Annotated in this window: 22 protein-coding genes and 1 pseudogene; 10 read left to right on the top strand and 13 right to left on the bottom strand. The window is 72.0% G+C overall.

All coding sequences use genetic code 11. The features are described 5' to 3' along the window. Positions 1-101: 101 nt before the first annotated feature. Both ACFYW9_RS20365 and ACFYW9_RS20360 read left to right on the top strand, forming a co-directional pair. Positions 102-236, top strand: a pseudogene (locus ACFYW9_RS20365) (ammonia channel protein); the annotation flags it as partial. Continuing rightward, the gene (locus ACFYW9_RS20360) at positions 233-571 is read left to right on the top strand and encodes a P-II family nitrogen regulator (RefSeq protein ID WP_351867016.1); all 339 of its coding nucleotides are present in this window, start codon (positions 233-235) and stop codon (positions 569-571) included. The pseudogene ACFYW9_RS20365 and the gene ACFYW9_RS20360, both read left to right, overlap by 4 nt. Here the strand turns inward: ACFYW9_RS20360 and ACFYW9_RS20355 are convergent. From ACFYW9_RS20355 to ACFYW9_RS20340, 4 genes are all read right to left on the bottom strand, one after another. Further along, the gene (locus tag ACFYW9_RS20355) at positions 465-1490 is read right to left on the bottom strand and encodes a WxL protein peptidoglycan domain-containing protein (RefSeq protein ID WP_389151996.1); all 1026 of its coding nucleotides are present in this window, start codon (positions 1488-1490) and stop codon (positions 465-467) included. The genes ACFYW9_RS20360 and ACFYW9_RS20355 overlap by 107 nt on opposite strands. A 123-nt stretch (positions 1491-1613) precedes the next feature. After that, the gene (locus ACFYW9_RS20350; RefSeq protein WP_389151993.1) at positions 1614-2942 is read right to left on the bottom strand and encodes a beta-xylosidase; all 1329 of its coding nucleotides are present in this window, start codon (positions 2940-2942) and stop codon (positions 1614-1616) included. Between the two features lie 317 nt (positions 2943-3259). Next, positions 3260-3736, bottom strand: coding sequence for a hypothetical protein (locus ACFYW9_RS20345; RefSeq protein ID WP_389151990.1), 477 nt, complete (start codon positions 3734-3736; stop codon positions 3260-3262). Between the two features lie 292 nt (positions 3737-4028). Beyond that, positions 4029-4871, bottom strand: a complete 843-nt coding sequence (locus ACFYW9_RS20340) for a helix-turn-helix transcriptional regulator (RefSeq protein WP_389151988.1) — start codon at positions 4869-4871, stop codon at positions 4029-4031. 120 nt (positions 4872-4991) lie between these two features. On the opposite strand from ACFYW9_RS20340, the gene ACFYW9_RS20335 reads away from it, so the two are divergent. Then, the gene (locus ACFYW9_RS20335; protein WP_389151985.1) at positions 4992-5870 is read left to right on the top strand and encodes an NAD-dependent epimerase/dehydratase family protein; all 879 of its coding nucleotides are present in this window, start codon (positions 4992-4994) and stop codon (positions 5868-5870) included. Positions 5871-5909: 39 nt separating this feature from the next. Here ACFYW9_RS20335 and ACFYW9_RS20330 read toward each other — a convergent pair whose 3' ends face one another. The 4 genes from ACFYW9_RS20330 to ACFYW9_RS20315 form a co-directional block, all read right to left on the bottom strand. Then, complete coding sequence (locus ACFYW9_RS20330) at positions 5910-7172, bottom strand: MFS transporter (RefSeq protein ID WP_389151982.1); 1263 nt, start codon at positions 7170-7172, stop codon at positions 5910-5912. Further along, positions 7169-8473, bottom strand: a complete 1305-nt coding sequence (locus ACFYW9_RS20325) for a GH1 family beta-glucosidase (RefSeq protein WP_389151979.1) — start codon at positions 8471-8473, stop codon at positions 7169-7171. The genes ACFYW9_RS20330 and ACFYW9_RS20325 overlap by 4 nt, the downstream gene beginning before the upstream one ends. Before the next feature lie 92 nt (positions 8474-8565). After that, complete coding sequence (locus ACFYW9_RS20320; RefSeq protein WP_389151976.1) at positions 8566-8832, bottom strand: protealysin inhibitor emfourin; 267 nt, start codon at positions 8830-8832, stop codon at positions 8566-8568. Between the two features lie 123 nt (positions 8833-8955). Continuing rightward, positions 8956-10026 (bottom strand): M4 family metallopeptidase, encoded by a 1071-nt coding sequence (locus ACFYW9_RS20315; protein ID WP_351867042.1) that lies wholly within the window; start codon positions 10024-10026, stop codon positions 8956-8958. Positions 10027-10346: 320 nt separating this feature from the next. Here ACFYW9_RS20315 and leuA point away from each other — a divergent pair, with 320 nt between their 5' ends. From leuA to ACFYW9_RS20285, 6 genes are all read left to right on the top strand, one after another. Beyond that, a complete protein-coding gene (gene leuA, locus ACFYW9_RS20310) occupies positions 10347-12098 on the top strand; it encodes a 2-isopropylmalate synthase (protein ID WP_389151972.1) in 1752 nt (583 codons plus the stop codon). A 186-nt stretch (positions 12099-12284) separates the two neighbouring features. Continuing rightward, complete coding sequence (locus tag ACFYW9_RS20305) at positions 12285-12980, top strand: TerB family tellurite resistance protein (RefSeq protein ID WP_389151969.1); 696 nt, start codon at positions 12285-12287, stop codon at positions 12978-12980. A 166-nt stretch (positions 12981-13146) separates the two neighbouring features. Further along, on the top strand, positions 13147-15228 hold the full coding sequence (locus ACFYW9_RS20300) for an MMPL family transporter (RefSeq protein ID WP_389151965.1): 2082 nt from the start codon (positions 13147-13149) through the stop codon (positions 15226-15228). An 87-nt stretch (positions 15229-15315) separates the two neighbouring features. After that, positions 15316-16656 (top strand): sensor histidine kinase, encoded by a 1341-nt coding sequence (locus ACFYW9_RS20295; protein ID WP_389152185.1) that lies wholly within the window; start codon positions 15316-15318, stop codon positions 16654-16656. Continuing rightward, positions 16653-17330 carry a response regulator gene (locus ACFYW9_RS20290; RefSeq protein ID WP_389151962.1) on the top strand — a complete coding sequence of 226 codons (678 nt, stop codon included), beginning with the start codon at positions 16653-16655 and terminating at the stop codon, positions 17328-17330. Before ACFYW9_RS20295 ends, ACFYW9_RS20290 begins: the two co-directional genes overlap by 4 nt. Positions 17331-17527: 197 nt before the next feature. Beyond that, entirely contained in the window at positions 17528-18745 is a 1218-nt protein-coding gene (locus ACFYW9_RS20285) for an exo-alpha-sialidase (RefSeq protein ID WP_389151959.1), read from the top strand. Between the two features lie 53 nt (positions 18746-18798). Here the strand turns inward: ACFYW9_RS20285 and ACFYW9_RS20280 are convergent, their stop codons facing one another. From ACFYW9_RS20280 to ACFYW9_RS20260, 5 genes are read right to left on the bottom strand one after another with little or no spacing between them, the layout of a single operon-like run. Continuing rightward, positions 18799-19734 (bottom strand): dihydrodipicolinate synthase family protein, encoded by a 936-nt coding sequence (locus ACFYW9_RS20280; RefSeq protein ID WP_389151956.1) that lies wholly within the window; start codon positions 19732-19734, stop codon positions 18799-18801. Continuing rightward, positions 19734-20834 carry an oligopeptide/dipeptide ABC transporter ATP-binding protein gene (locus ACFYW9_RS20275; protein ID WP_389151953.1) on the bottom strand — a complete coding sequence of 367 codons (1101 nt, stop codon included), beginning with the start codon at positions 20832-20834 and terminating at the stop codon, positions 19734-19736. The genes ACFYW9_RS20280 and ACFYW9_RS20275 overlap by 1 nt, the downstream gene beginning before the upstream one ends. 46 nt (positions 20835-20880) lie before the next feature. After that, on the bottom strand, positions 20881-22857 hold the full coding sequence (locus tag ACFYW9_RS20270) for a dipeptide/oligopeptide/nickel ABC transporter permease/ATP-binding protein (protein WP_389151950.1): 1977 nt from the start codon (positions 22855-22857) through the stop codon (positions 20881-20883). Beyond that, positions 22857-23816 carry an ABC transporter permease gene (locus ACFYW9_RS20265; protein WP_328452685.1) on the bottom strand — a complete coding sequence of 320 codons (960 nt, stop codon included), beginning with the start codon at positions 23814-23816 and terminating at the stop codon, positions 22857-22859. The genes ACFYW9_RS20270 and ACFYW9_RS20265 overlap by 1 nt, the downstream gene beginning before the upstream one ends. Positions 23817-23835: 19 nt before the next feature. Next, positions 23836-25464: an ABC transporter substrate-binding protein gene (locus tag ACFYW9_RS20260; protein ID WP_389151946.1), complete on the bottom strand. Its 1629-nt coding sequence runs from the start codon at positions 25462-25464 to the stop codon at positions 23836-23838. Between the two features lie 270 nt (positions 25465-25734). Here ACFYW9_RS20260 and ACFYW9_RS20255 point away from each other — a divergent pair, with 270 nt between their 5' ends. Beyond that, on the top strand, positions 25735-26475 hold the full coding sequence (locus ACFYW9_RS20255) for a FadR/GntR family transcriptional regulator (RefSeq protein WP_328458427.1): 741 nt from the start codon (positions 25735-25737) through the stop codon (positions 26473-26475). Positions 26476-26579: the final 104 nt, after the last annotated feature.

The raw sequence follows: 26579 nt of genomic DNA, 5'->3' as shown, positions 1-26579 counted from the left end.
TGCCCGCCGTACCAAGGTGTTCGACAGTCGTGAAGCGGTCGCCCCCGCACGCGTGAAGCGATCGTTCCGGTTCTCGGGCGCGAGGCGTTCCGGAGCCGTGGGCGGAGGAGGAGTACGAGGGGACCGGCCCGGACCTTACGGCGCACGCCGGGAGCGCCTACGATCACGGGGTCCTGGGCCACGGCGCCCCGGTGTCGTCCCTTCCCGCCGCGCAGAAGGCCAGGCCCCAGGCATGAAGCTCATCACCGCGATCGTCAAGCCGCACCGACTCGACGAGGTCAAGTCCCGCCTCCAGGAGCTCGGTGTGCACGGGATGACCGTCACCGAGGCCAGCGGGTACGGGCGTCAGCGCGGGCACACCGAGGTGTACCGCGGCGCCGAGTACCAGGTCGACCTGGTCCCGAAGGTCCGGATCGAGGTCGTCGTCGAGGACGCGGAGGCCGACGCGGTCATCGACGCGGTGGTCAAGGCCGCGCGGACCGGGAAGATCGGGGACGGAAAGGTGTGGTCCGTACCCGTGGAGACGGTCGTCCGGGTACGGACGGGCGAACGCGGGCCCGACGCACTCTGAGCGTCACCACGGCCGCGGCGGCCCCGGCCGCCGCCAGCACGGCCACGAGCCACGGCAGCGCGAGGAACGACACCCGCGCCGACTCCCTGGTCCCGGACGCGCTGGCCGTCAACGTCACCTCGCCCCAGTCGAGTCGGGGTGCCCCGTGCCAGGGCGCGGTGAGCCGGACCCGCTGGCCGGGGAGCAGTTCCGAGGGGATGCCGTCGAGCTCGCGGGACAGCAGGGTCCGCCCGAAGAGCCCCTCGGCCCTCAGCCGCACCTTCGGGTTCAGCGTGACGTTGCCCGTGTTGTGGAGGGTGTACGAGACGGTGGCCGTGCCGGAGCCGGTGCCGGGGACGATCGGCTGGTGGTGGGTGAGGCGGACCTTCTCCACCGCGAGGGCGGGGACCGTCGGGCCGCCGACCCGGAGATAGACCCGGGCCGCGACGGCGCGGCGCACTCCGACCGAGAGGGAGCCGGAGCCCTTCTCGATCCGCTCGTCGAGCGCCACCAGCGCGCCCGGATGATCGCCCGGTTCGGCCCGCTCCGGAACCCGCAGGGTGAACGGCACGGTGACCTTGCCGTGCGCGGGCACGGTGACCCGGGAGCGCGCGGGCCGGGCCCACGCCCCCACCCCGCGCTGCTTCTCCGCCAGGGTGCGCACGGCGAAACCGCCGTCGCGGGCGGTGTTGTAGGCGTCGGCGGCGTACAGCCGGAACGTCAGCGGATCACCGGTCTTGTTGGCGACGGTGACCTTGTCCCGGAGGGTCTGGCCGGGGTCGGCGGAGAGGTAGAAGTACGGCCGCGCGGCGACGCGCGAGGAGACGGGGTAGACCGACCAGCTCCCGTTGTCGGCCGCGTACGAGGGCGTGGCGACGAGGGCCACGAGGGCGGGCAGGACCAGGAACACGCTCAGGAGGAGGGCGTACGGCTTGCGCATGGGTGCGGACCCCCGCGGACGGCATCGGCGGACTGGCGGCTGTCGTCGTGACAGCCCCTGCGTGGACGGGCGGGTGCGCGCCCGGCCACCGGGGTGCGGACGACCGGTCGAGTGGCGGACCGGTCAGCTGAGCGTCAGCGTGAGCACACCGGAGTAGGAGCCGGGAGGCGTGAACTCCGGTACGTTCAGCGACAGTCCGGCGTCGACGGTGAACTCACCACCGGTGAGGGTTCCGTTGGGGGTGGACGCCAGGGTCGCTCCCGAGGTGCCGACCGTGCCGGACGAGCCGGCCTGGCAGGTGCTCGGGCTGCCGGCCTTGGTGGCGCAGGCCGGGGTCCAGCTCAGGGCACCGGCGCCGATCTTCGCGCCGGGGCCGGTGAAGTCGGTGACCTTGCCGGTCAGGGACCAGCCCGCGGGGCCGCCGCGGAAGTCCTTGACCGTCACCGTTCGCAGGGCGCCCGTGGAGGCGCCTCCCTTGCCGTAGTCGACCGCCGACAGCGCGACGGCGTCCCCGGCCTGGGTCATCGACAGGGTTCCCGCCCTCACCGTGGTGGTGAGTTTCTGACTGCCGTCAGGGACGGGTGTGTTGTCGACGACGACATACGCGGCGGGACCCGCTCCGGTGTCCGGGTCCCAGCTTCCTCCCTCGTACGCGACCACGCCGGTCGTCGTCTTGTCGTTGACGACGAGCGAGCCGCTGAAGGAGCCCTGGGCGTTCGCGGTCACGGTCGCCGTGTCGGCGGTCTGGGTGGTCCCGGACCGTCCGGCGAGGGTGACGGCGGCACCCGGGGTGAAGTCGCTTCCGGTGACGGTCACGCTGTCACCGGGGTTCCCGGAGGCCGAACCGAGCTGGATGGCCCGGGTGTTGGTCTGTCCGCCGCCGGTCGCGGTGACCGTCTCCGACACCGGGGCGGGCGGGTTGGTGACCGTGCACGGGGTGTCCAGTTCCAGGATGTAGCTGGTGTGGATGTTGTAGTCACCGGGCGAGAGGGTGATCGCGCCGGGCGCCGTGACCGTGAACGTGCCGGTCATGGAGAACGACGGGAAGGCGCCCCGCCCCGGCACCGGGTCGTTCTTCTTCGGCCCCGCGACCGTGACGCTGCCCGTCTGCGCCCCGCCGACGGTGACCTTGCCGGTCGGCGTCATGATGTCGGCCGGCAGGGCGAGGTCGGTGGGGTTGCTCGCGGCGGGCGTGACCACCGTGTAGGTCACGGTGACCGTGTCGCCGACCGTGGGGCTCGCGTTGTCCACCGTGATCTTCGCGGTGGTGGTGCCGTCGATCGGGGGGAGGCCCGCGATCGCCGGCGGAATACAGTGCGTGGGGAAGTCCACGTTCACGGCAGCGGCGCCGGCCGGGGCGGCCAGCGCACCTCCCGCGGTGAGCGCGAGTACGGTCGCCCCGAGCAGTGCCGCGAGGCGGCGTCTTCGGGTTGTCGGACCCGTGGTTGACATGGCTGTTGCCCCCTCCTGAGGGATGCGGGCGCAGCGGCTCTTCTGCGCCGCCAGGGGGACATTGATGTGCCGGCCGTGTGAGAAGTCAATGGAGTCCCGGTGCAGTGACTGATGGCCCATCAGTTTCTGTCATGGTCGGCAACTCGGTTAACTGGGCGTGGAGTTGGAGAACGGCGAGACTCTCGCGGAGAGTCGAACCTGGTTGGGCCGGGTCGAACCGGGCCGGGTCGAACCGGGCCGGGCCGGGCCGGGTCGAACCGGGCCGGTGCCGCTGCGCGCGGGCGGCACCGGCCCTCTTCACGTCGGGGCTCGGTGGGTCAGTCGAAGACGAACGGGCCCGGGGACTGCGGTGCGTCCGCCGTACAGGTGATCGTGATGCCGTAGATGGTCATCTTCAGCGAGCCGCCGTAGAACTCCAGGCTGTCACCGGAGGCGACGGTGCCGTCGAGGGGGCCCACCGACACTCCGCTGCCGATGGCCATCGCCGGGTTCTTCTTGCCGCTGAACGCGGTGGTCCCGCCGTTCGCGTTCACCAGGGAGAGGGTCGAGGTGACCGAGTTCGCGGCGATGGGGATCGGGGCCGTGACGGCGGTGGAGCTGAGGGTGATGGTCGCGGCCGTGCCGTCCTGGGTGGCCGTGAGGGTGGCCGCACCGCCGCCACCGATGGTGCAGGTCGCGTTGATGGTGGCCGACTGGGGAGTGACGGCCGCGGCGGCCGGCGCGAAGGCCAGACCGGTCGCGGCCAGGGTGCCGGCGGCTAACGCCGAGACCGTTGCGAGTCGCTTGCCTCTCATCGAAATCCCTTCCCTTGTGGGGGAATTGCCATGTGGGGATGGTCGGGACGGAGCCGTCCGCCCTGGTCCGGGCACACGGGCTCCTCACCTCTGTGCCCGGTGAGGGTGCGGGGAGACGTGTACGCGGACCGTCCGCTCGTGGGGTGCGGGACGCCGTGCGGAGGCGTTACCGACGGTCCGTCGGAACGTGCGGTTCCATTGAGTCGCGGGTGCCTCACGATTGCAAGGGAAGGGGACCCTTTCCTTCAACGGTTGTGAAAAGTGGCCGAAGTTGGCTCCCGGGCCCGGGAGTTCACCGGTGACCGGTGGCCGGGGCCATGTTCTGCAGGCCGACCACGCGCAGCAGCCGGAGACGCTCGTGGGACTCGGTTCCCGGCCGTGCCGTGTGCACGACGAGGAACTGGTGGTCGCCGGAGCTGAGCAGCAGCTCGCAGTCCAGTTCCAGCAGACCGACCACGGGGTGCAGGAAGCGCTTCGTCGCGGACCGCCGCACGGCCACCTCGTGGGACTCCCAGAGGGTCGCGAACTCCTCGCTCGTGGAGCGGAGTTCGGCCACCAGGGCGGCGGGCGCGGGGTCGTCGGGGCGGGCCGCCGTGACCGCGCGGAGGTTGGCGACATGGGAGCGGGCGTGCTCGGGACGGTCCTCGGGCGGGAAGAGCGTGTGGCCCCGGGGGTCGGTGAAGAACCGCCGCACGAGGTTCTGCCCGGGTTCCGTCCCACCCGTCAGCGCCGCCGACATCGCGTTCTGCGCGAGCAGTTCGCCGTAGTCGGTCACGACGTGGGCGGGCGCGTCGTGCAGCCGGTCGAGGATCAGCAACAGCCCGGGGCGGACGTGCGGCGACGCGCTGGTGGCCCGCGGCGGCTCCTCGCCGGCCAGGTGGAAGAGGTGGTCCCGTTCGTCGCCGGTGAGGCGCAGTGCCCGCGCCAGCGCGCCCAGCATCTGGCGGGAGGGGTGCGGTCCGCGCGACTGTTCGAGCCGGGTGTAGTAGTCCACGGACATGCCCGCGAGCGCCGCCACCTCCTCGCGGCGCAGACCGGGTGTGCGACGCCGGGAGCCGGCCGGGAGCCCCACGTCGGAGGGCTCCAGACGGGCGCGGCCGCGGCGCAGGAAGTCGGCGAGCTCGGTTCGGTTCACCTCTCCAGCGTGACGCAGACCGCCGGTCCCATCCAGGGACCGCCGGTCCCCGGATCAGGAGGTCTCTCCCGCTCCGCCCGGTACGGGGGGGACGGTGGAGGCCGACGAGAGGAGCAGATCATGCTGACACTGGTGACCGGAACCACCGGCGAGGTCGGACGCCGCTTCGTGCCCCGCCTTCTGCAGCAGGCACCCCCCGGCGACCGGATACGGGTCCTGGTCCGCGACGAGTCCCGGGCCGCGGCCCTGGCGGACGTCACCGGCCCGAGCGGCCTCCGGCCGGAGACCGCCCTCGGCGACCTGCGCGACGCCGAGGCGCTGGGCAAGGCCCTCGCGGGGGTGGACGCGGTGGTGAACATCGCGGCCTCCTTCCGCGGGGTGCCGGACGAGGAGGCCTGGGCGGTCAACCGCGACGCCGCGCTGGAACTGGGCCGCGCCTCCGTCACCTCGGGCGTGCGCAGGTTCGTGCAGGTCAGCACCAACCTGGTGTACGGGACGGGCCGGGGCCGCCCGCTGACCGAGGACGACCCGAGCGTGCCCGGCGGCGGGATGTGGGGTGCCTACCCGGCGGCCAAGGCGGAGGCGGAGCGAGGCCTGCTCGCGCTGGAGGACGACATGGACGTCCGCGTGGGCCGTCTTTCCTTCGTGTACGGGGAGGGCGACCCCCATCTCGCCGCGTCGATGACGTGGGCCGCGCACTGGGCCGCCGGACAGCGGCTCCAGATGGTCCACCACGCGGACGTCGCCCAGGGGCTGCTCCGCCTGCTGTACGCCCCGGGGGTGGGCGGCAACCGGATCTACAACATCGCCGACGACGCCCCCGTCACCACCGTCGACCTCCACCGGATCAACGGCGTCGAGGTACCGCCCGCCCTCTACGAGCGCACCGACCCCGACCCCTGGCACGGCATCGTGTCCACCGACCGCATCCGCCACGACCTGGGCTTCCGCCCGGTGTACCCGTCCCTGTGGACGGCCAGGGACGCCGGGGCCCTGTGACCGGGCCCGGCGGCCGTCCCGGCGATCCGGGCGGGTCCCTCAGTCCACCCCCTTGATCCGCACCACCAGCACCGCCCCCGCGAGGCCGATCACGGCCGCGACCAGGTACAGGACCCGGTAGCCCCCCAGGTACGTCACGATCGGGGCCGCCAGTACGGGGGCCGCGACCTGGGGGAGGGCGTTGGCGATGTTGATCACGCCGAGGTCCTTGCCGCGGTCGAGGGCCTTCGGCAGTACATCGGTCATCAGGGCGAAGTCGACGGAGGTGAAGACGCCGAAGCCGATGCCGAGGACGGCCGCGGCGGCGATCGCCCCGGGCCAGGTCTGCCAGGAGGCCAGCGCCGCCGTGGCCACCGCCATCAGGACGCCGGACCAGATCACGAACGGCTTGCGGCGGCCGAGCCGGTCCGACCAGACCCCGCCCACCACGACGGTGGCGAGCAGCGTGACCCCGTTCACCGCCGTGAGGACCAGCACACCCTGTTCGGGGTCGTCGAGGAGCAGCCGGTCCCGCAGGTAGTAGAGCAGGTACAGCAGCACGAGGGCGTTGCTGAGATTGATCAGGAAGCGGGTCAGCCAGGCCCACGCCAGGTCGGGGTGTTCGCGCGGACTCAGCCGGAAGGAGGCGAGGAACGCCCGCCCCGACCAGGGCGGCCGGGCCGACACCGGCAGCCGCAGGTCCTCGTGGCGCAGTACGTACGGCAGGACGCCCACCAGCGTGAACACCGCGCACGCCGCGTACCCGCCGCCGATGCCCCCGAAGACCGTCGCGAGCCCCGTGCCGCCGACCACGCCGAGGATCTGCGCCGCCCCCAGCCAGCCGCCCACGACGCCGCGCTGGAGCCGCGGCACCCGGTCGGGCACGGCCGCGGTCACGGCGGCGAACGCGGCGTTCAGGGTGAGCTGGACCAGACACCAGCCCGCCGCCATCGTCCACACCCCGCCCGCGCCCGCGAGGAGCAGCAGGGACAGCGCGCCCCCGGCCGCTCCGGCCACGATCCACGGCGTCCGTCGGCCCCACCGCCCGGTCGTGCGGTCGGACAGCGCGCCGAAGAGCGGGTTGGCGACCAGCGAGACGACCGCGCCCGCACCCGTCACCCAGGCCAGCATCGTCTCCTTGGACATGCCGGTGCCGGGAGCGAAGTCCTCCGCCTGGGAGGCGAGGAGGATCTGCAGCGGGCCGTACCAGCCCACCCAGATCGCCCCGTTGGCGAGCGAGAGGGCGGACGTCCAGCCCCGGCCGACCCGCTCGACGGGCTCGGCGAGCGCGGACGGCGGAGCGACCCGGTCGGCCGCGGTCATCTCCGCGCCCGCAGGGCGTCCCGCAGCCAGTGGTACGAGGCCTTCGGGGTCCGCTCCAGGGTGTCGTAGTCGACGTGCACGAGCCCGAAGCGGCGCTCGTACCCCTCCGCCCACTCGAAGTTGTCCATCAGCGACCAGACGAAGTAGCCGCGTACGTCGACGCCCTGTTCCGACGCCCGGTGCAGCGCCCGGACATGGCCGTCCAGGAAGGCGATCCGCTCCTGGTCGTCGATGCCGTCGTAACTGCAGCCGTTCTCGGTGATGACGACGGGCGGGAGCCGGTCGCCGTAGCGCTCGCGGAAGCCGACCAGCAGTTCGGTGAGCGCCTCGGGCACCACCGGCCAGCCGAAGTCGGTGACCGGGTACCCCTCCAGTTCCTTGACGGTGAAGGGAAGTCCGGCGGGCAGGGTGAGTCCGCCGAACTCGATCTCGGCTCCCTCGGGGGTGCCCACCTTCGTCGGCTGGTAGTAGTTGATCCCGTACCAGTCGACCGGCTCGCCGATGATCTTCAGGTCCGACTCGACGTCACCGGGCATCAACTCGCCGATGCCGTCGGGGTAGCGGCCCAGCAGGACGGGGTCGGCGAAGAGCCGGTTGAGCAGGAGGTCGTAGAAGTCGGCCGCCTCCACGTCCTCGGTACGGTCCGAAGCCGCCCAGGTCGGGCCGTGCGAGTTGGCTATCCCGATGTCGCCCGCCCCGGCCGCGCGCAGCGCCCGTACGGCCAGACCGTGGGCGAGGAGCTGGTGGTGGGCCACCGGCAGGGCGTCGAACATGAGCTGTTTGCCGGGGGCGTGCGCGCCGAGGGCGTGCCCCAGCAGGGTGTGCTCGGCGGGCTCGTTGAGAGTGATCCACTTCTTGACGCGGTCGCCGAGGCGCCCGGCGACGACCGAGGTGTACTCGGCGAACCGCTCGGCGGTGTCCCGGTCCATCCAGTCCAGCTCCGCCGGCAGATCCCAGTGGAAGAGGGTCGGCACGGGCTGTACGCCGGCCGCGCACAGCGCGTCGGTCAGGCGGTCGTAGAAGTCGAGGCCGCCGGGGGAGTTCACCCGGGGCCAGGAGATGGAGAAGCGGTACGCGTCCACGCCGAGGCCGGCGAGGAGCGCCACGTCCTCGGGGTAGCGGTGGACGTGGTCGCAGGCCACCGCCGCCGTGGAGCCGTCCTTGATGTGTCCGGTCCCGGCGGTGAAGGTGTCCCACACCGAGGGGGCGCGTTCGTCCACGGCGCCCTCGATCTGATGGGCCGAGGTGGACACGCCCCAGAGGAAGCCGTCCGGGAACTGCGGGAGGGGGTTCGTCGCCATGGGCGATCATCTGTACCCGCGGTAACGGAAGTCAACGGGTCGGCGTGAACCCGCGATCGGCTGTGTTCAGGCCCCTCCTTCAAGCCCCTCCTTCAGGCCCCCTCCTTCAGGACCCGGGAGATCAGCTCGCGCTGGTCCTCCGTGAGCCCCGGGTCGGCGGCGTGGACGGTCCTGCCGTCCACGGTGATCTCGTAGTGGAAGCCGTCCGGGACGCCGGCCGGGGGCGTGTCCCGGCCGGCGTCGAGTGCCCGCTCGGCCAGGGCGTGCCACTCGGGGGCGTCGGGCCGTGCCGTGGTGTCCACCTCGGCACGGCGCTCGATGCCCGCGAACCCGCCCGTGCGCCGCACTTCGATACGCATGAGGTCCTGTCCAGTACGAGTCGGGCGCCCGGGGCCAGGCTCCGGGCCATGGGTTCAAAGTCGCGGTCCGGAGCCGAGGCCGGAGCCGGGGCCCGGAATCACAGGTCCGTTCGCGGTCCCCGGTTACGAGGACGGCACTCCGACCTGTTCCCAGGCCTTGGTCACGGCCTGGAGTTCCTCCCCCTCGTTGTACCGGCTCCGCGCCGCGCCGAGCGTGAGCCGCGCGAAGTCCGAGAAGAGGGCCCTCTCCGGCAGCTCCCCGCCGGTCAGCACGTCGTACCAGATCTGTCCGGCCCGCTCCCAGGCGTGGCCGCCGAGGGCCTGGGCGACGAGGTAGAAGGCGTGGTTGGGGATGCCGGAGTTGATGTGGACGCCGCCGTTGTCCCGGCCGGTGTGGACGTAGCCGTCCATCGTCCCGGGCTGCGGGTCCCTGCCGAGCACGTCGTCGTCGTACGCGGTGCCCGGCGCCTTCATGGAGCGCAGGGCGGTGCCGGTGACCCGCGGGGCGAGCAGCCCGGCGCCGATCAGCCAGTCGGCCTCGCCCGCGGTCTGTCCGAGTGTGTACTGCTTGATCAGCGTGCCGAAGACGTCCGACATGGACTCGTTCAGGGCACCCGACTGATCGAAGTACGCGAGGTTCGCCGTGTACTGGGTGACGCCGTGGGTCAACTCGTGGCCGATGACGTCGACCGGGAGGGTGAAGTCGAGGAAGATCTCGCCGTCGCCGTCGCCGAACACCATCTGCTCGCCGTTCCAGAAGGCGTTGTTGTAGTCCCTGTCGAAGTGCACGGTGGCGTCGAGCGGCAGGCCCTCACCGTTGATCGAGGTGCGCCCGTAGGCGTTCAGGTAGAGGTCGAAGGTCGCGCCGAGGCCGGCGTAGGCGCGGTTGACCGTGGCGTCCTTGCCCGGCTTGTCGCCCTCGCCGCGGACCTTCTTGCCCGGGAGGTCCTGGCGGTGGCGGGCGTCGTAGATCGTGCGGTGCGGCGCGTTGTCGGGGGCGCCCGCGGGCGGGGCGACGGCGGGCGCGCCGATGACGGTGGTCAGCCGGCGGTGGGTGCGCTCGTAGGCGTCGCGCTCCAGGGTCTGGCGCGCGGGACCGGAGAGCGCGGGGTCCTCGTGCCGGGCGAGCTGGTCGAGGACATGGGGCGGAACGATGGTGCAGTGGACGGGCTCGAAGCCCCCGTTGGTCGTCATGCCCGGCACCCTTGCACTGAGTGATCCGCATGTCACTACGTGCAACCATGATTGGTGAAATGCGGGGATAAGGAGCCGGGGATTCCGGCTGGAAGTGGTATGGCGCACTTTTTGTCTCTTTTGAGGCGCGCGATCCCGCATACTGATACAGCCCTCCGTACGGAGCGCGGCTCCGCTACGCTGCGGAGCATCATGCGTTTCGGGCTGCTTCTCCTTAGCTGCCGCGGCGAGGGCCTGTAGTCGAGGCCGACCCCCTCCCCGCGGAGTCTGGCGTTGCGCCGTCGGCCGTCCTTTCGGACATCCTGAGGAGCCTACGCATCATGGCGGACAGCCAGATCAGCCAGCACGCCCGCACCAACCGTCAGCGGCCCACGTCGATGCCGGTCCACAAGTACGGCCAGTACGACCAGGTCGACATCCCCGACCGCGACTGGCCGAACAACCGGATCACCGTCGCCCCCCGCTGGCTCTCCACGGATCTGCGCGACGGCAACCAGGCCCTGATCGACCCCATGTCGCCCGCGCGCAAGCGTGAGATGTTCGACCTGCTGGTCAAGATGGGCTACAAGGAGATCGAGGTCGGCTTCCCGGCGTCGGGCCAGACGGACTTCGACTTCGTCCGCTCGATCATCGAGGACGGGACCGCGATCCCGGACGACGTGACGATCTCCGTACTGACCCAGGCCCGCGAGGACCTGATCGAGCGGACCGTCGAGTCGCTGAAGGGCGCCAAGCGCGCCAACGTGCACCTGTACAACGCGACCGCCCCGGTTTTCCGCCGCGTCGTCTTCCGCGGCTCCAAGGACGACATCAAGCAGATCGCCGTCGACGGCACGCGTCTGGTCGTCGAGTACGCGGAGAAGCTGCTGGGCCCCGAGACCGAGTTCGGGTACCAGTACAGCCCGGAGATCTTCACCGACACCGAGCTGGACTTCGCCCTGGAGGTCTGCGAGGCGGTCATGGACGTCTGGCAGCCCGGCCCGGGCCGCGAGATCATCCTCAACCTGCCCGCCACGGTGGAGCGTTCGACCCCCTCCACGCACGCGGACCGCTTCGAGTGGATGGGCCGTCACCTGTCCCGCCGACAGTACGTGTGCCTGTCGATCCACCCGCACAACGACCGCGGCACCGCCGTCGCCGCCGCCGAACTGGCCCTGATGGCCGGCGCCGACCGCGTCGAGGGCTGCCTGTTCGGCCAGGGCGAGCGCACCGGCAACGTCGACCTGGTCACCCTGGGCATGAACCTGTTCTCGCAGGGCGTCGACCCGCAGATCGACTTCTCCGACATCGACGAGATCCGCCGTACGTGGGAGTACTGCAACCAGATGGAGGTCCACGCGCGCCACCCGTACGTGGGCGACCTGGTCTACACGTCCTTCTCCGGCTCCCACCAGGACGCCATCAAGAAGGGCTTCGACGCCATGGAGGCCGAGGCGGCCGCCAAGGGCGTCACCGTCGACGACATCGAGTGGGCCGTCCCGTACCTGCCCATCGACCCCAAGGACGTCGGCCGTTCCTACGAGGCCGTCATCCGGGTCAACTCGCAGTCGGGCAAGGGCGGTATCGCGTACGTCCTGAAGAACGACCACAAGCTGGACCTGCCGCGCCGGATGCAGATCGAGTTCTCGAAGATCATCCAGGCGAAGACCGACGCCGAGGGCGGCGAGGTCACGCCGAAGGACATCTGGGCGACCTTCCAGGACGAGTACCTGCCCAACCCCGGCAACGCGTGGGGCCGTATCCAGGTCAGGACCGGCCAGTCCACCACGGACAAGGACGGCGTGGACACCCTGACCGTCGAGGCGACGGTCGACGGCGCCGACACCGTCCTGAGCGGCACCGGCAACGGCCCGATCTCCGCCTTCTTCGACGCCCTGCAGTCCATCGGCATCGACGTCCGCCTGCTGGACTACCAGGAGCACACGATGAGCGAGGGAGCCTCCGCGCAGGCCGCCTCCTACATCGAGTGCGCGATCGGCGACAAGGTCCTGTGGGGAATCGGCATCGACGCGAACACGACACGCGCCTCGCTGAAGGCCGTCGTCTCCGCCGTCAACCGCGCCGCCCGCTGACCTCGTATCACCTGGCTCTTTCCGGCCCCGTCCGCCTTTCGAGGCGGGCGGGGCCCGGTCGTATACCGGCCAATCCATGTGCAGGTCACGAGCAGGTCTCGTCCCAGGTACTGACTACACCTCAACAATGTGGCTAACATCACGCCAGCACGGCGATGTTGCCGTGGCATTACGGAGGTGTGCGACGTGCTGCCAGGATGGGGACGAAACGGTCGTGCAGTTCAGGTTCCCCGCATCCTGGGCACCCGTACGGCGTGGAGCACCGTGGGCGACGGGGAGTTCTTCTGCCCCGGCTGCGGGGGCGACCGCAACTATCAGCGGCTCACGGGCCGGCGCCGCTTCACCCTTCTGGGTGTCCCCGTCCTCCCGCGCGGCGAGACGGGGCCCGTCGTCGAGTGCGCGGCCTGCGGCAGCCACTACGGCGCCGACGTCCTCGACCACCCCACCACCACCCGCTTCTCCGCGATGCTCCGCGACGCCGTCCACACCGTCGCCCTCGCGGTCCTCACGGCGGGCGGCGGCTGCGCCCGCGCGTCCCTGGAGACCGCCGCCGCGACCGTTCGCTCGGCCGGCTTCGACGACTGCACCGAGGACCAGCTCGGCGCCCTCGTCGACGCCCTCGCCGCCGACACGGGCCGCTTCTTCGGCGAGCCCTGTGGAGCGAGCCTGGCCATAGAGCTCCACGAGGCCCTGGACCCGCTGGCCCCGCACCTCGCCCCGGCCGGCCGTGAGGCCATCCTCCTCCAGGGCGCCCGCATCGCCCTCGCCGACGGCCCCTACACCCCCGCCGAACGGGACGCCCTCGCCACCGTGGGCGCGGCCCTGACGATCTGCTCGGACGACGTGACCCGCCTCCTGGCAACGGCCCGGACACCGTCGTAGCACCCCGGAAGCCCTCCGCCGCACTACTCCCCAGGGAGTAACGACGGCCCCGGCACACCCGGCGCAGTAGGGCCCGGCTCGGTCCCGCGAGCGACGAAAAGCGTCCGACGGGCCGGAAGTCTGGAACTCGGTAACCAGACAACCGGACCGAAGGGAGGCCCTGTCCATGGGGGCCGAAGAGACAAGTACGCGGTCGCGGCGACGGGCCGTGCCATGGGCGGTGCTCGCGCTGTGGATCGGGCTGCTGGCCGTCGTCGGCCCGTTCGCGGCGAAGCTGTCCGACGTGCAGCACGACCGTGCCGTCGACTATCTGCCGTCGAGCGCCGACTCCACCCGGGTCGCGAAGATCGAGGACCGACTGCCCGGCGGCGAGACCACCGAGCTGGTGCTCGTCTACCACCGCGACGGGGGGCTCCGTCCGGCCGACCGGGACACCGCTGCCCGCCAGGTCGCCGCGATCACCCGGGCGAACCCGCTCACCGGCACCCCTCGTGCCGTGCCGTCCGACGACGGCAGCACCCTGATGTACCCGGTCGCCAGCAACGCGCCCGGCACCGACGAGAAGAAGCGCGACGCGTTCGTGAACGACGTCCGTGACGTGGCCCGGCCGACGGACGGGATGAACGTCGTCGTCGGCGGTCCCGGCGCGCTGGCCACCGACGCCGGCGAGGTGTACGACTCGCTCGGCGGACCGCTGCTCTACACCACCGTCGCCGTGGTGGCGATCCTGCTGATCCTCATCTACCGCAGTCCGCTGCTGTGGCTCGTACCGCTCGCCGTCGCCGGCGTCGCCGACTATCTGTCGATGGGCGTCGCCTACGGACTCCACCAGGCGTTCGGCACCAGCGTCTCCGGCCAGAGCTCGGGCGTGATGACGATCCTCGTCTTCGGCGCCGGAACCGACTACGCCCTGCTGATCATCTCCCGCTACCGGGAGGAACTGCGGCGCGTGGAACGGCCCTACGACGCGATGAAGGAGGCCCTGCGCGGCTGCGGGCCCGCCGTGCTCGCCTCCTCCGGCACCGTCGCCGCCGGACTGCTGTGCCTGCTCGCCGCCGACCTCAACAGCAGCCGGGGCATGGGCCCGACGGGCACCGTCGGGGTGCTCTGCGCCCTCGTCGCCATGCTGACCCTGCTGCCCGCCGTACTCGTCCTGCTCGGGCGCCGGGTGTTCTGGCCGCTCGTCCCCGTCCACGGCTCCGAGCCCAAACAGCGGCGGAGCCTGTTCGCCGCGATGGGGTCCTCGGCCGGACGCCGGCCGCTCGTCGTCCTGGCGAGCGGAGCGGCCCTGCTCGGGGCGCTCGCCCTCGGCACCCTGAACCTGCCCGGACCGCTCAAGCAGCAGGACTCCTTCGCCCAACGGCCCGACTCGGTCACCGCCATGGAGACGCTCGCCCGCGCCTACCCCGGGCGGGGCACCCAGCCGATCACCGTGATCACCCCGACCGGACGGGCGGACACGACGCTGTCCGCCGCCCGCGGGCACACCGGGGTCGCGAGCGCCGAACGCGGACGCAGCGGCGGAGGCTGGACGGAGATCTCCGTCATCGCGCGCGGCGCCCCGCAGTCGGCGGCCGAGACCGCCACGATCAAGTCCCTGCGGGCGGACCTCCGCGGATCGTACGTCGGCGGCCCGAGCGCCGAGCAGATCGACCTCCAGGACACCAACGCCCGCGACCGGCTCGTCGTCGTCCCGATCGTGCTCGTCTCGGTGCTGCTGATCCTGATCCTGCTGCTGCGTTCGCTCGTGGCGCCGCTGCTGCTCGTCGCCGCCGTCATCGCGGTGTGGGGAGCGGCACTCGGCATCGGCGGCCTCGTCTTCGGCCCGCTGCTCGGGTTCGAGGGGACCGATCCCGGCCTCGGCCTGCTGTCCTTCGTGTTCCTGGTCGCCCTCGGCGTCGACTACGGAATCTTCATCATGCACCGGATGCGGGAGGAATCCCTGTCCGGCGCCGAACCGGCCGCCGCCGCGCTCACCGCGCTGCGTGCCACCGGGGGCGTGATCGCCTCGGCCGGCCTCGTCCTCGCGGCCACCTTCGCGGTACTCACGAACATGGGGCTCCTCCAGCTCATCGAGCTCGGCTTCGTCATCTCGGTCGGGGTGCTGCTCGACACCTTCCTCGTCCGCACGTACCTGGTGACCAGCGCGAGCGTGGCACTGGGACGCAAGGTGTGGTGGCCGGGCGCCCTCTCCCGCGAGCCGGACACCGAGCAGGCCGGCAGCCAGGAACCCGTCCCCGTCGGCTGACCCGCACACCGGACGACCGACATCGGGCGCCCCCGCCTCCCGCGGGGGCGCCCCCTCACGGAAGATGATGCGGTGGACGTCAAACGCATGCTGCACCTCACCGGCTTCGGACACCGGGGGAACGTCGACCCGGCGCGGGTCCTGCGCCAGGACGCGTTCCTCGCGGGCCTGCTGCTGATCCTCGACAGCGCCGTGACGCTCACCGTGCCCATGGACGGCCGGCGACCGGACGCGCTCGGCTGGACCCTGCTGATCGCCGCGCACGTCGCGGTGGTCTGGCGGCGGCGCGCCCCGCTCGCCGCGTTCCTCGCGCTCGTCGCCTGCGTAGGGCCGTACCACGCGCTCGACTTCGACCACGAAGCGCCGCTGCTCGTCTCGATGACCGCGCTGTTCACCGTCGCCGTCACGGGGCGCCCGCTGCGTTCCCTGGTCATCGGCGCCGGTGTCATCGGCATCATGCTCGCGGTCAAGTTCGGGCAGGGCGCCTCCGAGGGTGCCGAGGCGCTGCGCATCACCGGCTGGATCGTCGCGTTCATCGTGCTCGGCGTGTACGTCCGGGTGCACGGGCAGTACCTCGCCTCGGTCGTCGAACGTGCCGAGCGCGCCGAGCGCACCCGTGAGGAGGAGGCCCGCCGCAGGGTCGCCGAGGAGCGGCTGCGCATCGCCCGGGACCTGCACGACCTGCTCGCCCACAGCATCACCCTGATCGGGGTGCAGACCTCCGTCGCCGCGCACGTCCTGGCCGCCGACCCCGACCGCCTGGACCGTACGGCCGTCGCCAGGGCACTCGACGACATCGCCGGGACCTGCCGGACCGCGCGCGGCGAACTGCGCACCACGCTGGAGGTGCTGCGCGACTCCGAGCACGGCGGCGGCGACGGCCGGGGACCGCTGCCCGGCCTCGACGCGGTGGCCGATCTGGTGGCGGCGGCACGTTCGGCGGGCACGAACGTGGACGCGTCGTCCGCGGTGGGCGCCGACGGGGTTCCCACCGCCGTGGGCGCCGCGGCCTATCGCATCGTCCAGGAGGCGTTGACCAACGCCGTACGGCACGCGGGTCCCGGGGCGAGCGTCCGCGTGGACCTGGACACGGACGGCTGGGCGCTGCGCGTGCGGGTCACGGACGACGGCATGGGCGACACGGGCGGCCCGCCCGGCTTCGGCCTGGTGGGGATGCGGGAGCGGGCCCGCAGTGTGGGCGGCACCGTGGAGACCGGGACGCGGGAGGAAGGCGGATTCGCGGTGGTGGCGGTACTGCCCCTGCGCACGACGGTGCCCGATCAGCGGCCGGAGCGGCACCGGACACCGGCGGACAGCGCGGACCCGTTCGGAGCGCCGGCCGCCTCCGGTCCCGTACGGGATCCCGGATCCGTCGGTGACAGCGGTCCCGCGGTCGTGGCCGGGCCGGGCGAGGGCGGGGTCCGATGACCATCCGTGTGGTCCTCGCCGACGACCAGAACCTCGTGCGGGCCGCGTTCGCCATGCTCGTGGAGACCGCGCGGGACATGGAGGTGGTCGGGCAGGCGGCCACCGGGCGGGAGGCCGTGGAACTGGCCCGCACCGGGCGCGCCGACCTCGTCGTGATGGACATCCGCATGCCCGACCTGGACGGCATCGAGGCGACCCGGCTCATCGCGGCCGACGAGGACCTCACCGGGGTCAGGGTGCTCGTGCTCACCACGTACGACACCGACGAGCACATCGTGGAGGCGCTGCGCGCGGGCGCCTCCGGCTTCCTGGTCAAGGACACCCGGCCCGCCGAACTCCTCGACGCGATCCGCACGGTGGCCGCCGGGGACGCGCTGCTCTCGCCGGGCCCGACCGCCCGCCTGGTCGCCCGCTTCCTGCGCGCCCCCTCCGCTCCCGCGCTCGCGGTGGGCGGTCCCGAGGGGCTCTCCGAGCGTGAGCGCGAGGTGCTCGCCCTGGTCGCGCGCGGCCTCAACAACACCGAGATCGCGGCGGCGTTGGGGCTCAGCCCGCTCACCGCGAAGACCCATGTCAGCCGCATCATGGGCAAGCTCGGCGCCCGCGACCGGACCCAGCTCGTCATCGTGGCGTACGAGTCGGGCCTGGTGACCCCGGGAGACACGGGCCGCGCCTGATCCGGCGGCGGCCGCCCACGGCGCGGTGCGAAGAGCTGACGGCACCTCAGCATGCCGTGGGAACACGGGTATTGCCGCGGCTCCCGGGGCACATTAGGTTCACCGGGACATCCCACGTCCCATGTTCCATGTTCCATGTCCGATGAAGTCGACGCGGTCGATCCAGTCGATGCGGTCGACGTAGTCCAGGGAGTGTCATGGCCAGCATGAGCCGCATGGTCGCGTTCGCCGCCACCGGACTCCTCACCACCCTCACCGCCCTCGCCGCCACCGGCCCCGCCGCCTCGGCCGCGCCCCGGGGCGGCGGGGGCTGCGCCACCTCCGTCCCGTACACCGCGGGCCAGGACGGCTACGACACCTACCGCATCCCGGCGACCGTCACGACCGGGGCCGGCACACTGCTCGCCTTCGCGGAGGGGCGGCACAGCGGCGCGGGCGACACCGGGAACATCGATGTCGTCCTCAGGCGCTCCCACGACGGCGGCTGCACCTGGGGCCCGACCCGGGTCGTCGCGTCCGGGGGCGGCGACACCCGCGGCAACCCGGCGCCGGTGGTGGACCCCCGGACCGGCCGGATCGTCCTGCTCACGTCCTACAACAGCGGTGCGGTGACCGAGGCGCAGATCATGCGCGGCGAGGTCACGGCGGAGCAGAGCCGACGCGTCTTCGTCCAGACCAGCCGGGACGACGGGCGGCACTTCACCGCCCCGCGGGACATCACGGACCAGGCGAAGCTGCCGGACTGGCGCTGGTACGCCACCGGGCCCGGCCACGCGATCGCCCTGCGCCACGGACCCCACGCGGGGCGCCTGGTCGTGCCCGCCAACCACTCCGCCGCCCCGCCCGCCGGGTCCGCCGACACCGGCCAGGAGTCCAAGTACTACGGGGCGCACGCGCTCTACAGCGACGACGGCGGGCTCACCTGGCGGCTCGGCTTCGTCGACGACTCCTACGACGGGCTCGACAACGCCAACGAGAGCTCGGTGGCCGAACTCCCCGACGGGCGGCTCTACTTCACCTCGCGCGACCAGAACGGCACGAGTACCGGCAACCGCCTCGACTCCTACTCGAGCGACGGCGCCGAAACCCTGGACCGCCCCTTCGCCGTCCAGCCCGCCCTGAACGACGTCCCCGTCGTCCAGGGCAGCGTCCTCCAGCTCACCGGCCGCTTCGCCCCGCTCCTCTTCTCCGGCCCCTCCGTCCCCACCGTCCGCCAGTCCATGGCCGTCTGGCGCAGCACGACCGGCGGCGTGACCTTCGAGAAGGCGACCACCCTGTCCACGCGGCGGGCCGCCTACTCGGACCTCGTCCAGCTCGGCGCCCTCCGGGTCGGCATCCTCTACGAGACCGGCGACGCGGGCCCGTACGAGACCATCGAGTTCCGGCGGCTGCCGCTCAGCGGGCTGCTCGGGTAGCGCGGTGCCCGGCGGGCCGCGGGACAGCCCGCGGGACGGCCCGGGGACGGCGCTCAGAGCAGGCCCGCCGACGCCAGGTACTTCCCGACCCGCTCCACCTCGCCCTGCGACAGCGGCACCTGGGGTTCCGCCGTCGCGGGGCAGGCGATGACACCCCGCAGGGACAGCGCGGCCTTGAAGGCGCCGAGGGCCGAGGAGCTGCCGCCCATCCGGGCCGGGTCGCCGACGCCCACCATGGCGAACAGCTCGCACAGCCGCTCCTGCTCCGCCCGTGCCCGCTCCCGGTCGCCCGCCGCGCACAGCTCGTACAGCCGTACGTAGCCCGCCGGGTCCACATTGGCCAGGCCGGGGACCACGCCGTCCGCGCCCAGGGCCAGCGCCGAGTCGACGACCACCTCGGAGCCGGTGAGCGCGGTGAAGCCGTCGACACCGGGGTGCGTACGAGCGCCGGTGACGACCGTGCGGAAGGCGCCGAGGTCGCCGCTGGAGTCCTTGAGACCGGCCAGGACACCGTCGGCGGCGAGTCCGAGGACCAGCTCGGGGCTCAGCTTGGTGTGGACGGAGGCCGGCAGGTCGTACGCGAACACGGGGAGCGACGCGCGGGCGGCGACGAGGCGGAAGTGGCGGTCGACCTCCGCGGGGTGGGTGCGGGTGTAGAAGGGGGCCGTGACGACGATCGCGTCCGCGCCGGCGGTACGGGCGGTGCGCGCGTGGTCCAGGACGCGGGGCGTCGTCATGTCGATCGCACCGGCCAGGACGGGGAGCTGACCGGCGACGTGCCCCGCCGCCGTCTCCACCACCAGCCTGCGCTGCGCGTCCGTCAGATAGGCCACCTCGGACGTCGAGCCGAGGACGAACAGGCCGTGCACCCCGCCGTCCACCAGATGGTCGATCAGCCGGGTGAGCGACGGGACGTCCACCTCGCGGTCCGGTGTCAGGGGCGTGCAGACGGGCGGTACGACACCGGTCAGCGGGGCGGGGAAGGTCATCAAGGCTCCCTGATGTGCTGCTGGAACGGAACGTCGGCCGGGGCGGCGGCCTCCGCGGCGCCCTCGGCCTGCGCGACCAGGGCGCGCGTCGACCGGCCCTCCTCGACAGGATGGTGACACCGGAAGCGGTGACCCGGGGCCGACGCGGCCGTGAACTCCGGCATCCGGGTCGCGCACTCCTGGTCCGCCTTCCAGCAGCGGGTACGGAAGGGGCAGCCGCTCGGCGGGCGCGTCGCCGAGGGTACGGGCCCGCTCAGCGGGATCGGCTCGATCGGATCCAGCAGCCCCGGGGTCGCCGAGAACAGCGCCCGGGTGTACGGGTGGCGGGAGCGGTCGGTGACCTCGTCGGCCGGGGACTCCTCCACGATCCGGCCGAGGTACATCGTGATCACCCGGTCGCTCATCCGGCGGACCGTCTGGATGTCGTGGGACACGAACACCAAGGCGAGGCCGAGGCGTTCCCTCAGGTCGAGGAGGAGATTGAGGATCTGCGCGCGCACCGACACGTCCAGCGCGCTCGTCGGCTCGTCGGCCACCACCAGGCCGGGGTCCAGGGCCAGGGCGCGGGCGATCGCCACCCGCTGGCGCTGACCGCCGGAGAGCTGGCCGGGCAGGGCGTCCGCGAGCGCCCGGGGCAGGCCGACCAGGGACATCAGCTCCTTGACCCGGTCGGCCCGTTCGGCCGCCGTGCCGCGCCGGTGCACATCCAGCGGGTCGCGCAGGATCCGGCTCACGGGCAGCCGGCGGTTCAGGGCCGTCGAGGGGTCCTGGAAGATCATGCCCGTGCTCGCGCCGACGGCCGTGCGCCGCTCGTCCGGCTTCAGGGACCACAGGTCGCGGCCGTGGAAGGTCACCGTGCCGGAGGTCGGCCGCTGCACCCCCACCAGCACCTTCGCGAGCGTCGACTTGCCGCAGCCCGACTCGCCGACGACGCCGACCGTCTCGCCGGGCGCGACGGTGAGATCGGCGCCCGTCAGCGCGTACACCCGGTCCCGGGTGAACACACCGCCGCTGCGCGCCTTGTGGACGACATGCGCGTCGGTGAGCCGGACGAGCGCGTCCGTCCGGCGGCCCTCGGCCTCCCGCACCGGCGCGGTCATGCGACGGCCCCGGTCCCCGTCGGCGGCATCCTCACGTCGGGCGTCCTCACGTCACGGCCTCGCTCTCCGCGGTCACCAGGTCGACGGCCGGGTGGTGGCAGGCCGCCGTGTGCGTGCGCGTGCCGGCGAGGTCCGGCGCCGTCGTCCGGCACACCTCGTCCGCCATCGGGCACCGGTCGGCGAACCGGCAGCCGGCCGGGAAGTCGGCGGGGGAGGGGACGACCCCCTTGATCTGCGTCATCCGCTCCGCCGCCGACTCCAGGGACAGGACGCTGCCCAGCAGTCCGCGCGTGTAGTGGTGGGCCGGGGACTCCACCAGGTCCGCCGTCACCCCCGTCTCCACGATCTGGCCGCCGTATATCACGACCACCCGGTCGGTGACCGCCGAGATCAGCGCGAGGTCGTGCGAGACGAGGACCAGGGCGAAGTCCAGTTCCGCCCGCAGTCGCAGCAGGAGCTCCATGACCTGCGCCTGGACCGTCACGTCCAGGGCGGTCGTCGGTTCGTCCGCGACGATCAGCGCGGGCTCGCGGGACAGCGCCATCGCGATCAGGACGCGCTGGCGCTGGCCCCCGGAGAGTTCGTGGGGGTAACTGCGCAGGGTCCGCTCGGGATCGAGGCCGACCAGGGCGAGCAGTTCGGCCGCCGTGCGCCTGCCGCCGCGCCGTATCACCTGCTTGAGCTGTGCCCTGACCGTCATCGCCGGGTTCAGGGACGACAGCGCGTCCTGGTAGACCATCGCCATCTCGTGGCCCAGCAGCCGGCGCCGTACCCGCATCGGCTCACCGACCAGCTGCCGCTGCCGGAACCGCACCTGGCCGCGCACCCGGGCGCCCTTGGGTTCCAGGCCCATCACCGTCAGGGCCGTCAGCGACTTCCCGCAGCCCGACTCGCCCACCAGGCCCAGGACTTCACCGGGGTACACCTCGAAGCTGATGCCGTCGACGATGTCCACACCGCCGTGGCGTTCGGCGAAGCCGATGGCCAGCCGCTCGACGGCGAGAACGGGCTGTCCGTCCGTGACCGGCGGGCGGGCCCGCGCGCGCAGCCGGGCCGCGGCCCGTGCCAGACCCGGCAGTTCGACGACCGTGCCGCTGCCCGGCTCCGGGGCCTCCAGCCGGTCCTCGGCGGGAGGTACGGACACCTCGCGGGCGGCCGGCGCGGCCCACGCGTCGGAGACGCCCTCGGAGAGGATGTTCAGCGACAGCACGGTGACCAGCATCAGCAGGCCGGGGAAGACGGTGGCCCACCAGCCGCCGGTCAGCACCATGTTCTTGCCGTCGGCGATGACACTGCCCCAGGACGGGTCCGGGGGCCGCACGCCCGCGCCGATGAACGACAGCGAGGCCTCGAACACGATGGCCTCGGCGACCTGCACGGTGCAGAACACCAGGACCGGGGCCGCGCAGTTGACGGCCACGTGCCGCAGCACGATGTGCGGGGTGCGGGCGCCGATCACCTGCTCGGCGGTGACGTAGTCCTCGCCGTACTGGTCGAGGACGTTCGCCCGCACGACCCGGGCGACGGGCGGGGTGAACAGGAACGCGATCGCGCAGATCAGTACGGTGATGCCGCCGCCGAACACGGCGACGAGAACGGCGGCGAGCGCGATGCCGGGGAACGCCATCACCACGTCCAGAGCGCGCATCAGCGTCTCGTCGACCGCCTTGCGCGAGGTCGCGGCGAGGGCGCCGAGCAGTGCTCCCACGACCAGGGCCAGGGCGGTGGCGCCGAGACCGATGGCCAGGGACCAGCGCGCCCCGTACATCAGCCGGCTCAGGATGTCCCGGCCGAGGCTGTCCTGCCCCATCCAGTGGTCCGCCGAGGGATGCCCGGTGCCGTCCGTCTGCGGCTGCTGGTCGAGCGGGTCGTGCGGGGTGAGCAGCGGGGCGAACACCGCCACCACGAGCACCACGGCCAGGAAACAGACCGCGATCCTCGACAGCGGCGGCAGCCTGCGCCAGCCGCGCAGCCGGACGCCGGGCCGGGCGAGGGCCCCCGCGAGATCCTTCCGCGTGAACATCAGGTCGCCTCCCTCAGCCGTGGGTTGACCAGCAGATACAGGATGTCGATGACGAGGTTCACGACCACGAACCCGATGGCCGTGGTCAGCACGACGCCCTGCACGACGGCCGGGTCCCCGTTCTGCACGGCGTCGATCATCAGCTTGCCCATGCCGGGCAGCGAGAAGATCGTCTCGATGACGACCGCCCCGCCCAGCAGATAGCCCACCCGCAGGCCCAGCACGGTGAGCGGGTTCATCAGGGCGTTGCGCAGGACGTTGCGGCCGACGACCACCCGGGGCGGCAGCCCGCTGCCGATCGCGGTGCGCACGTAGTCCTTGTCGAGCTCCTCGACCACGGACGTCCTCACGATCCGGGTGAGCTGGGCCGCGACCGGCAGGGAGAGCGCGAGAGCGGGCAGTGCCATGGTCTTCAGCCAGCCGGTCAGCGAGTCGGCCGGGTTGATGTAGCCGCCGGTCGGGAACCAGCCCTGGTCGACGGCGAGGTACTGGATCATCAGCAGGGCCAGCCAGAAGCCCGGTGCGGCGACCCCGGTCAGGGACACCACCCGGATGATCTGGTCGGGCAGCCGGTCGCGGTGGATCGCGGCCGTGACCCCGCCGAGCAGCGCCAGCACCACCGCGATGCCGAGCCCCAGGAAGGTGAGCTGGAGCGTGAGCGGCAGCGCGGTGGTGACCTGTTCGACGACCGGCGCCCGGGTGAGCGCGCTGGTGCCCATGTCGCCGTGCAGCAGGTCCGCCACGAAGTCGAAGTAGCGCACGGGCAGGGGGTCGAGCAGTCCGTTGCGTTCCCTGAAGTCGTGGAGCTGCTGCGGGGTGGGGTTGGCGCCCTGGAAGAACGCGGACGCCGGGTCGACGTCCGAGAACCGCATCACCAGGAAGACGAACAGGACGATCCCGAGCATCAGCGGCACGAGCAGCGCGACGCGGCGCAGCAGGATCCTGACGATGGCGACCACGTACGGACTCTCCTGTCGCCTAGACCCACTTGGCTTGCAGCAGGTTGATGCCCGGATAGGGCTGCGGCCTTATCCCCGCGAGCCGGCGCGGATTCCACGCCGTCATCAGTTCGTTGTGCACGACCGGGTAGAGCACGGCCTGTTCGGCGACGACGTCGATGTAGTCCTGGATCATCGCCTTCTTCTTGTCGGCGTCCGGTTCCTGGGTCGCCCGGTCCATGTCCTTGAAGAGCTGCCTCGCGACCGGGTCGCCGGCCCAGCGGGCGTAGCCCATCCAGAGGTTCTGGGGGCCGTAGTTGTAGTGCATGATCAGGTCGGCGTCGAGGCCGAACTGGTTGGGGTTCGAGGCGGCGGCGACGACCTGGTAGTCCTGCTTCTGGTCCATCTTGGTGAACACGGCCGTGGTCTCCTGCGGGGCCAGCGTCGTCCGCACGCCGATCGCGTCCCAGGACGCCTTGACGGTCGGCAGGCAGTCGACGATCCAGCTCACGTTCACCGACAGGATCTCGATCTCCAGCCCCTTGACCCCGGCCTCCTTCAGGAGTTTCTTCGCCTTCTCCGGGTCGTAGGCGTAGACGGTCTTCGCGGGCCGGTAGGAGGGGTTGGCCTCGTTGAGGAAGGAACTCGACGGCTTCCCGTGGCCCTTGAGCGCGACCTGGACCATCTTGCCGGTGTCGATGGCGTAGCGCAGCGCCTGCCGGACGCGCACGTCGTCGAACGGCTTGTGCCGGGTGTTGAACATCAGGAAAAGGTTGTTCATGCCGGCGCCGCCCTGGACGGTCATGCCGCCCTCGCGGAGCCGCGCGATGTTGGCGTACGGGACGTTGTCGGCGATCTGGGCCCCGGCGCTCGCCCCGGAGATCTTCGCGACGCGGGGCGCGGCGTCCACTATGGTCAGCCAGTTCATCTTCTTGAACGCGGGCCTGCGCGGCCCGTTGTAGGCGGCGAACGCCTCGAACGTCGTGTTGGACTTCGGGTGGTGCGCGGTCTGCCGGTACGGTCCCGAACCGATCGCCTTGCCCTTGATCGCGTCGTCCCAGGCGCCCGGCCGCGAGAAGACGTGCTTGGGCATGATCTTCGCCAGGGTGAGCCGGGAGACCCCTTCCGGGAAGGGGAACTTGAGGACCAGCTCGACGTTCCGCGCGTCGATCTTGCGGACCTCCTTCAGCCAGCTCGCGAAGAAGCCCTTGGCGAGGGTCTGGGTCTTCGGATCGAGGATCCGGTCGAAGACGAAGACCACGTCGTCGGCGGTGACGGGCTTCCCGTCGTGGAACGTGGCACCGGCGCGCAGCGTGAACTTCCAGGACGTGCCGGTGAGGTCGGCGGGCACCTGGGTGGCGAGCGCGGCGTAGGGCTCGCGGGAGATCGGGTCGGTGTCGAGCAGGCCTTCGTAGATGTGGTTGTTGGCGGCCATGCAGAAGGCGGACGCGGTCTGCGTCGGATCCCAGCTTCCGTCGTTCCCGTAGCCGATCACGGCCGTCAGGGTGGCGTTCTGTCCGCCGCCCGAGCCGCCGGTGTCGTTCGTGGACTCCGGCCCCGACGAGCAGGCGGACAGGGACGAGGAGAGGGCGGCGGCCGCGCCCAGGGCCCCGGTGTACTTCAGGAACGACCGGCGGTGCGGCGCCGGAGTGCGGTTCACGTCGCGCACGGTTCCTCCAGCAAGGAGTGGTCCAGTTGAGCGGTCCGGTGAGGCGGTGGAGCGGTCGGTGCGGCCGGCCCGGGAAGCAGGAGATACGACGTCCTACGTCATAGGGGGCAGCGCGACCATAGGAGGGGGCGCGGAGAGGGTCAAGGGCCCGCACACGAATGGCGTATCTTCCACAGGTGCGACCAATGGCGGTATGAAACAGGGGCAGTTGGCCGAACTTGGCGTTTAATCAGCCCGGAGGTGGGACGTCCGATGTCCAGCGAGCGTACGATGCGGCGCATGCCTGAGGAGACCGGGAACCGGCGCCGGCCCGAGCGCCGGGTGAGCAGCCAGATCCAGCGCGAGGTCATGCAGTTGATCCTCGACCAGGGGCTTCGGGCCGGTGCGCCGCTGCCCACCGAGACCGAGCTGATGAACGATCTCGGCGTGAGCCGCAATTCGGTCCGTGAGGCGCTCAAGGCCCTTCAGGCGCTCGACATAGTCGAGATCCGGCACGGCTACGGCACCTATGTGGGTGAGGCGTCCATGACGCCGTTCGTCGACGGACTGACCTTCCGCACACTCGCCCGTCCGGACGATCCGACCGCGGCGCTGGCCGAGATCCTCCAGGTCCGCGAGGTACTGGAGGAGGGGCTGATAAGCCGGGTGGCCGAGGTGCTGACCGAGGAGGAACTGGACCGGCTCGAAGCCGTCGTCACGGAGATGGAGACGGCGGGCGACGACGGCCGCTCCTTCCCCGAACTCGACAGCCGGTTCCATGAGTTGCTGTACGCCTCGCTCGGCAACCCGCTCGTCCCCCAGCTGCTCGGCGCGTTCTGGACCGTGTTCCGGCGGGTCGCCGTGGTGCGCGGCTGGACCGACGACATCACCCCGGAGGTGACGGCCCGCCGCCACCGCGACATCCTCACGGCCCTGCGGGTACGGGACGTCGAGGGCGCCCAGCGCGCGATGGCCGACCACTTCCGGGGCATCGAGGCGCGCGCCGCCCAGGGCTCCCGCGGCGTGAGCTGAACGAAGACCCCGTCGGCCTCCCGCCCGCTCCCGGGCCCCGGCCCCGCGCACCGTCCTACGCTGGCCCTGTGACCGAACCCGAATCCGAGACCGCACCCGAACCA

Source organism: Streptomyces sp. NPDC002698 (assembly GCF_042888945.1).
Taxonomy (GTDB): Bacteria; Actinomycetota; Actinomycetes; order Streptomycetales; family Streptomycetaceae; genus Streptomyces.
This window is presented reverse-complemented; position numbering and strand designations above follow the sequence as displayed.

Excerpts from the sequence above, each read along its gene's own strand:
- ACFYW9_RS20255 (WP_328458427.1), top strand. The coding sequence starts at position 25,735 with ATGCGGCGCATGCCTGAGGAGACCGGGAACCGGCGCCGGCCCGAGCGC.
- ACFYW9_RS20315 (WP_351867042.1), bottom strand. The coding sequence starts at position 10,026 with ATGACGACCAACGGGGGCTTCGAGCCCGTCCACTGCACCATCGTTCCG.
- ACFYW9_RS20320 (WP_389151976.1), bottom strand. The coding sequence starts at position 8,832 with ATGCGTATCGAAGTGCGGCGCACGGGCGGGTTCGCGGGCATCGAGCGC.
- ACFYW9_RS20330 (WP_389151982.1), bottom strand. The coding sequence starts at position 7,172 with ATGACCGCGGCCGACCGGGTCGCTCCGCCGTCCGCGCTCGCCGAGCCC.
- ACFYW9_RS20345 (WP_389151990.1), bottom strand. The coding sequence starts at position 3,736 with ATGAGAGGCAAGCGACTCGCAACGGTCTCGGCGTTAGCCGCCGGCACC.
- ACFYW9_RS20285 (WP_389151959.1), top strand. The coding sequence starts at position 17,528 with ATGGCCAGCATGAGCCGCATGGTCGCGTTCGCCGCCACCGGACTCCTC.
- leuA (WP_389151972.1), top strand. The coding sequence starts at position 10,347 with ATGGCGGACAGCCAGATCAGCCAGCACGCCCGCACCAACCGTCAGCGG.
- ACFYW9_RS20300 (WP_389151965.1), top strand. The coding sequence starts at position 13,147 with ATGGGGGCCGAAGAGACAAGTACGCGGTCGCGGCGACGGGCCGTGCCA.
- ACFYW9_RS20295 (WP_389152185.1), top strand. The coding sequence starts at position 15,316 with ATGCTGCACCTCACCGGCTTCGGACACCGGGGGAACGTCGACCCGGCG.
- ACFYW9_RS20335 (WP_389151985.1), top strand. The coding sequence starts at position 4,992 with ATGCTGACACTGGTGACCGGAACCACCGGCGAGGTCGGACGCCGCTTC.
- ACFYW9_RS20350 (WP_389151993.1), bottom strand. The coding sequence starts at position 2,942 with ATGTCAACCACGGGTCCGACAACCCGAAGACGCCGCCTCGCGGCACTG.
- ACFYW9_RS20270 (WP_389151950.1), bottom strand. The coding sequence starts at position 22,857 with ATGTTCACGCGGAAGGATCTCGCGGGGGCCCTCGCCCGGCCCGGCGTC.
- ACFYW9_RS20275 (WP_389151953.1), bottom strand. The coding sequence starts at position 20,834 with ATGACCGCGCCGGTGCGGGAGGCCGAGGGCCGCCGGACGGACGCGCTC.
- ACFYW9_RS20325 (WP_389151979.1), bottom strand. The coding sequence starts at position 8,473 with ATGGCGACGAACCCCCTCCCGCAGTTCCCGGACGGCTTCCTCTGGGGC.
- ACFYW9_RS20360 (WP_351867016.1), top strand. The coding sequence starts at position 233 with ATGAAGCTCATCACCGCGATCGTCAAGCCGCACCGACTCGACGAGGTC.
- ACFYW9_RS20280 (WP_389151956.1), bottom strand. The coding sequence starts at position 19,734 with ATGACCTTCCCCGCCCCGCTGACCGGTGTCGTACCGCCCGTCTGCACG.
- ACFYW9_RS20355 (WP_389151996.1), bottom strand. The coding sequence starts at position 1,490 with ATGCGCAAGCCGTACGCCCTCCTCCTGAGCGTGTTCCTGGTCCTGCCC.
- ACFYW9_RS20290 (WP_389151962.1), top strand. The coding sequence starts at position 16,653 with ATGACCATCCGTGTGGTCCTCGCCGACGACCAGAACCTCGTGCGGGCC.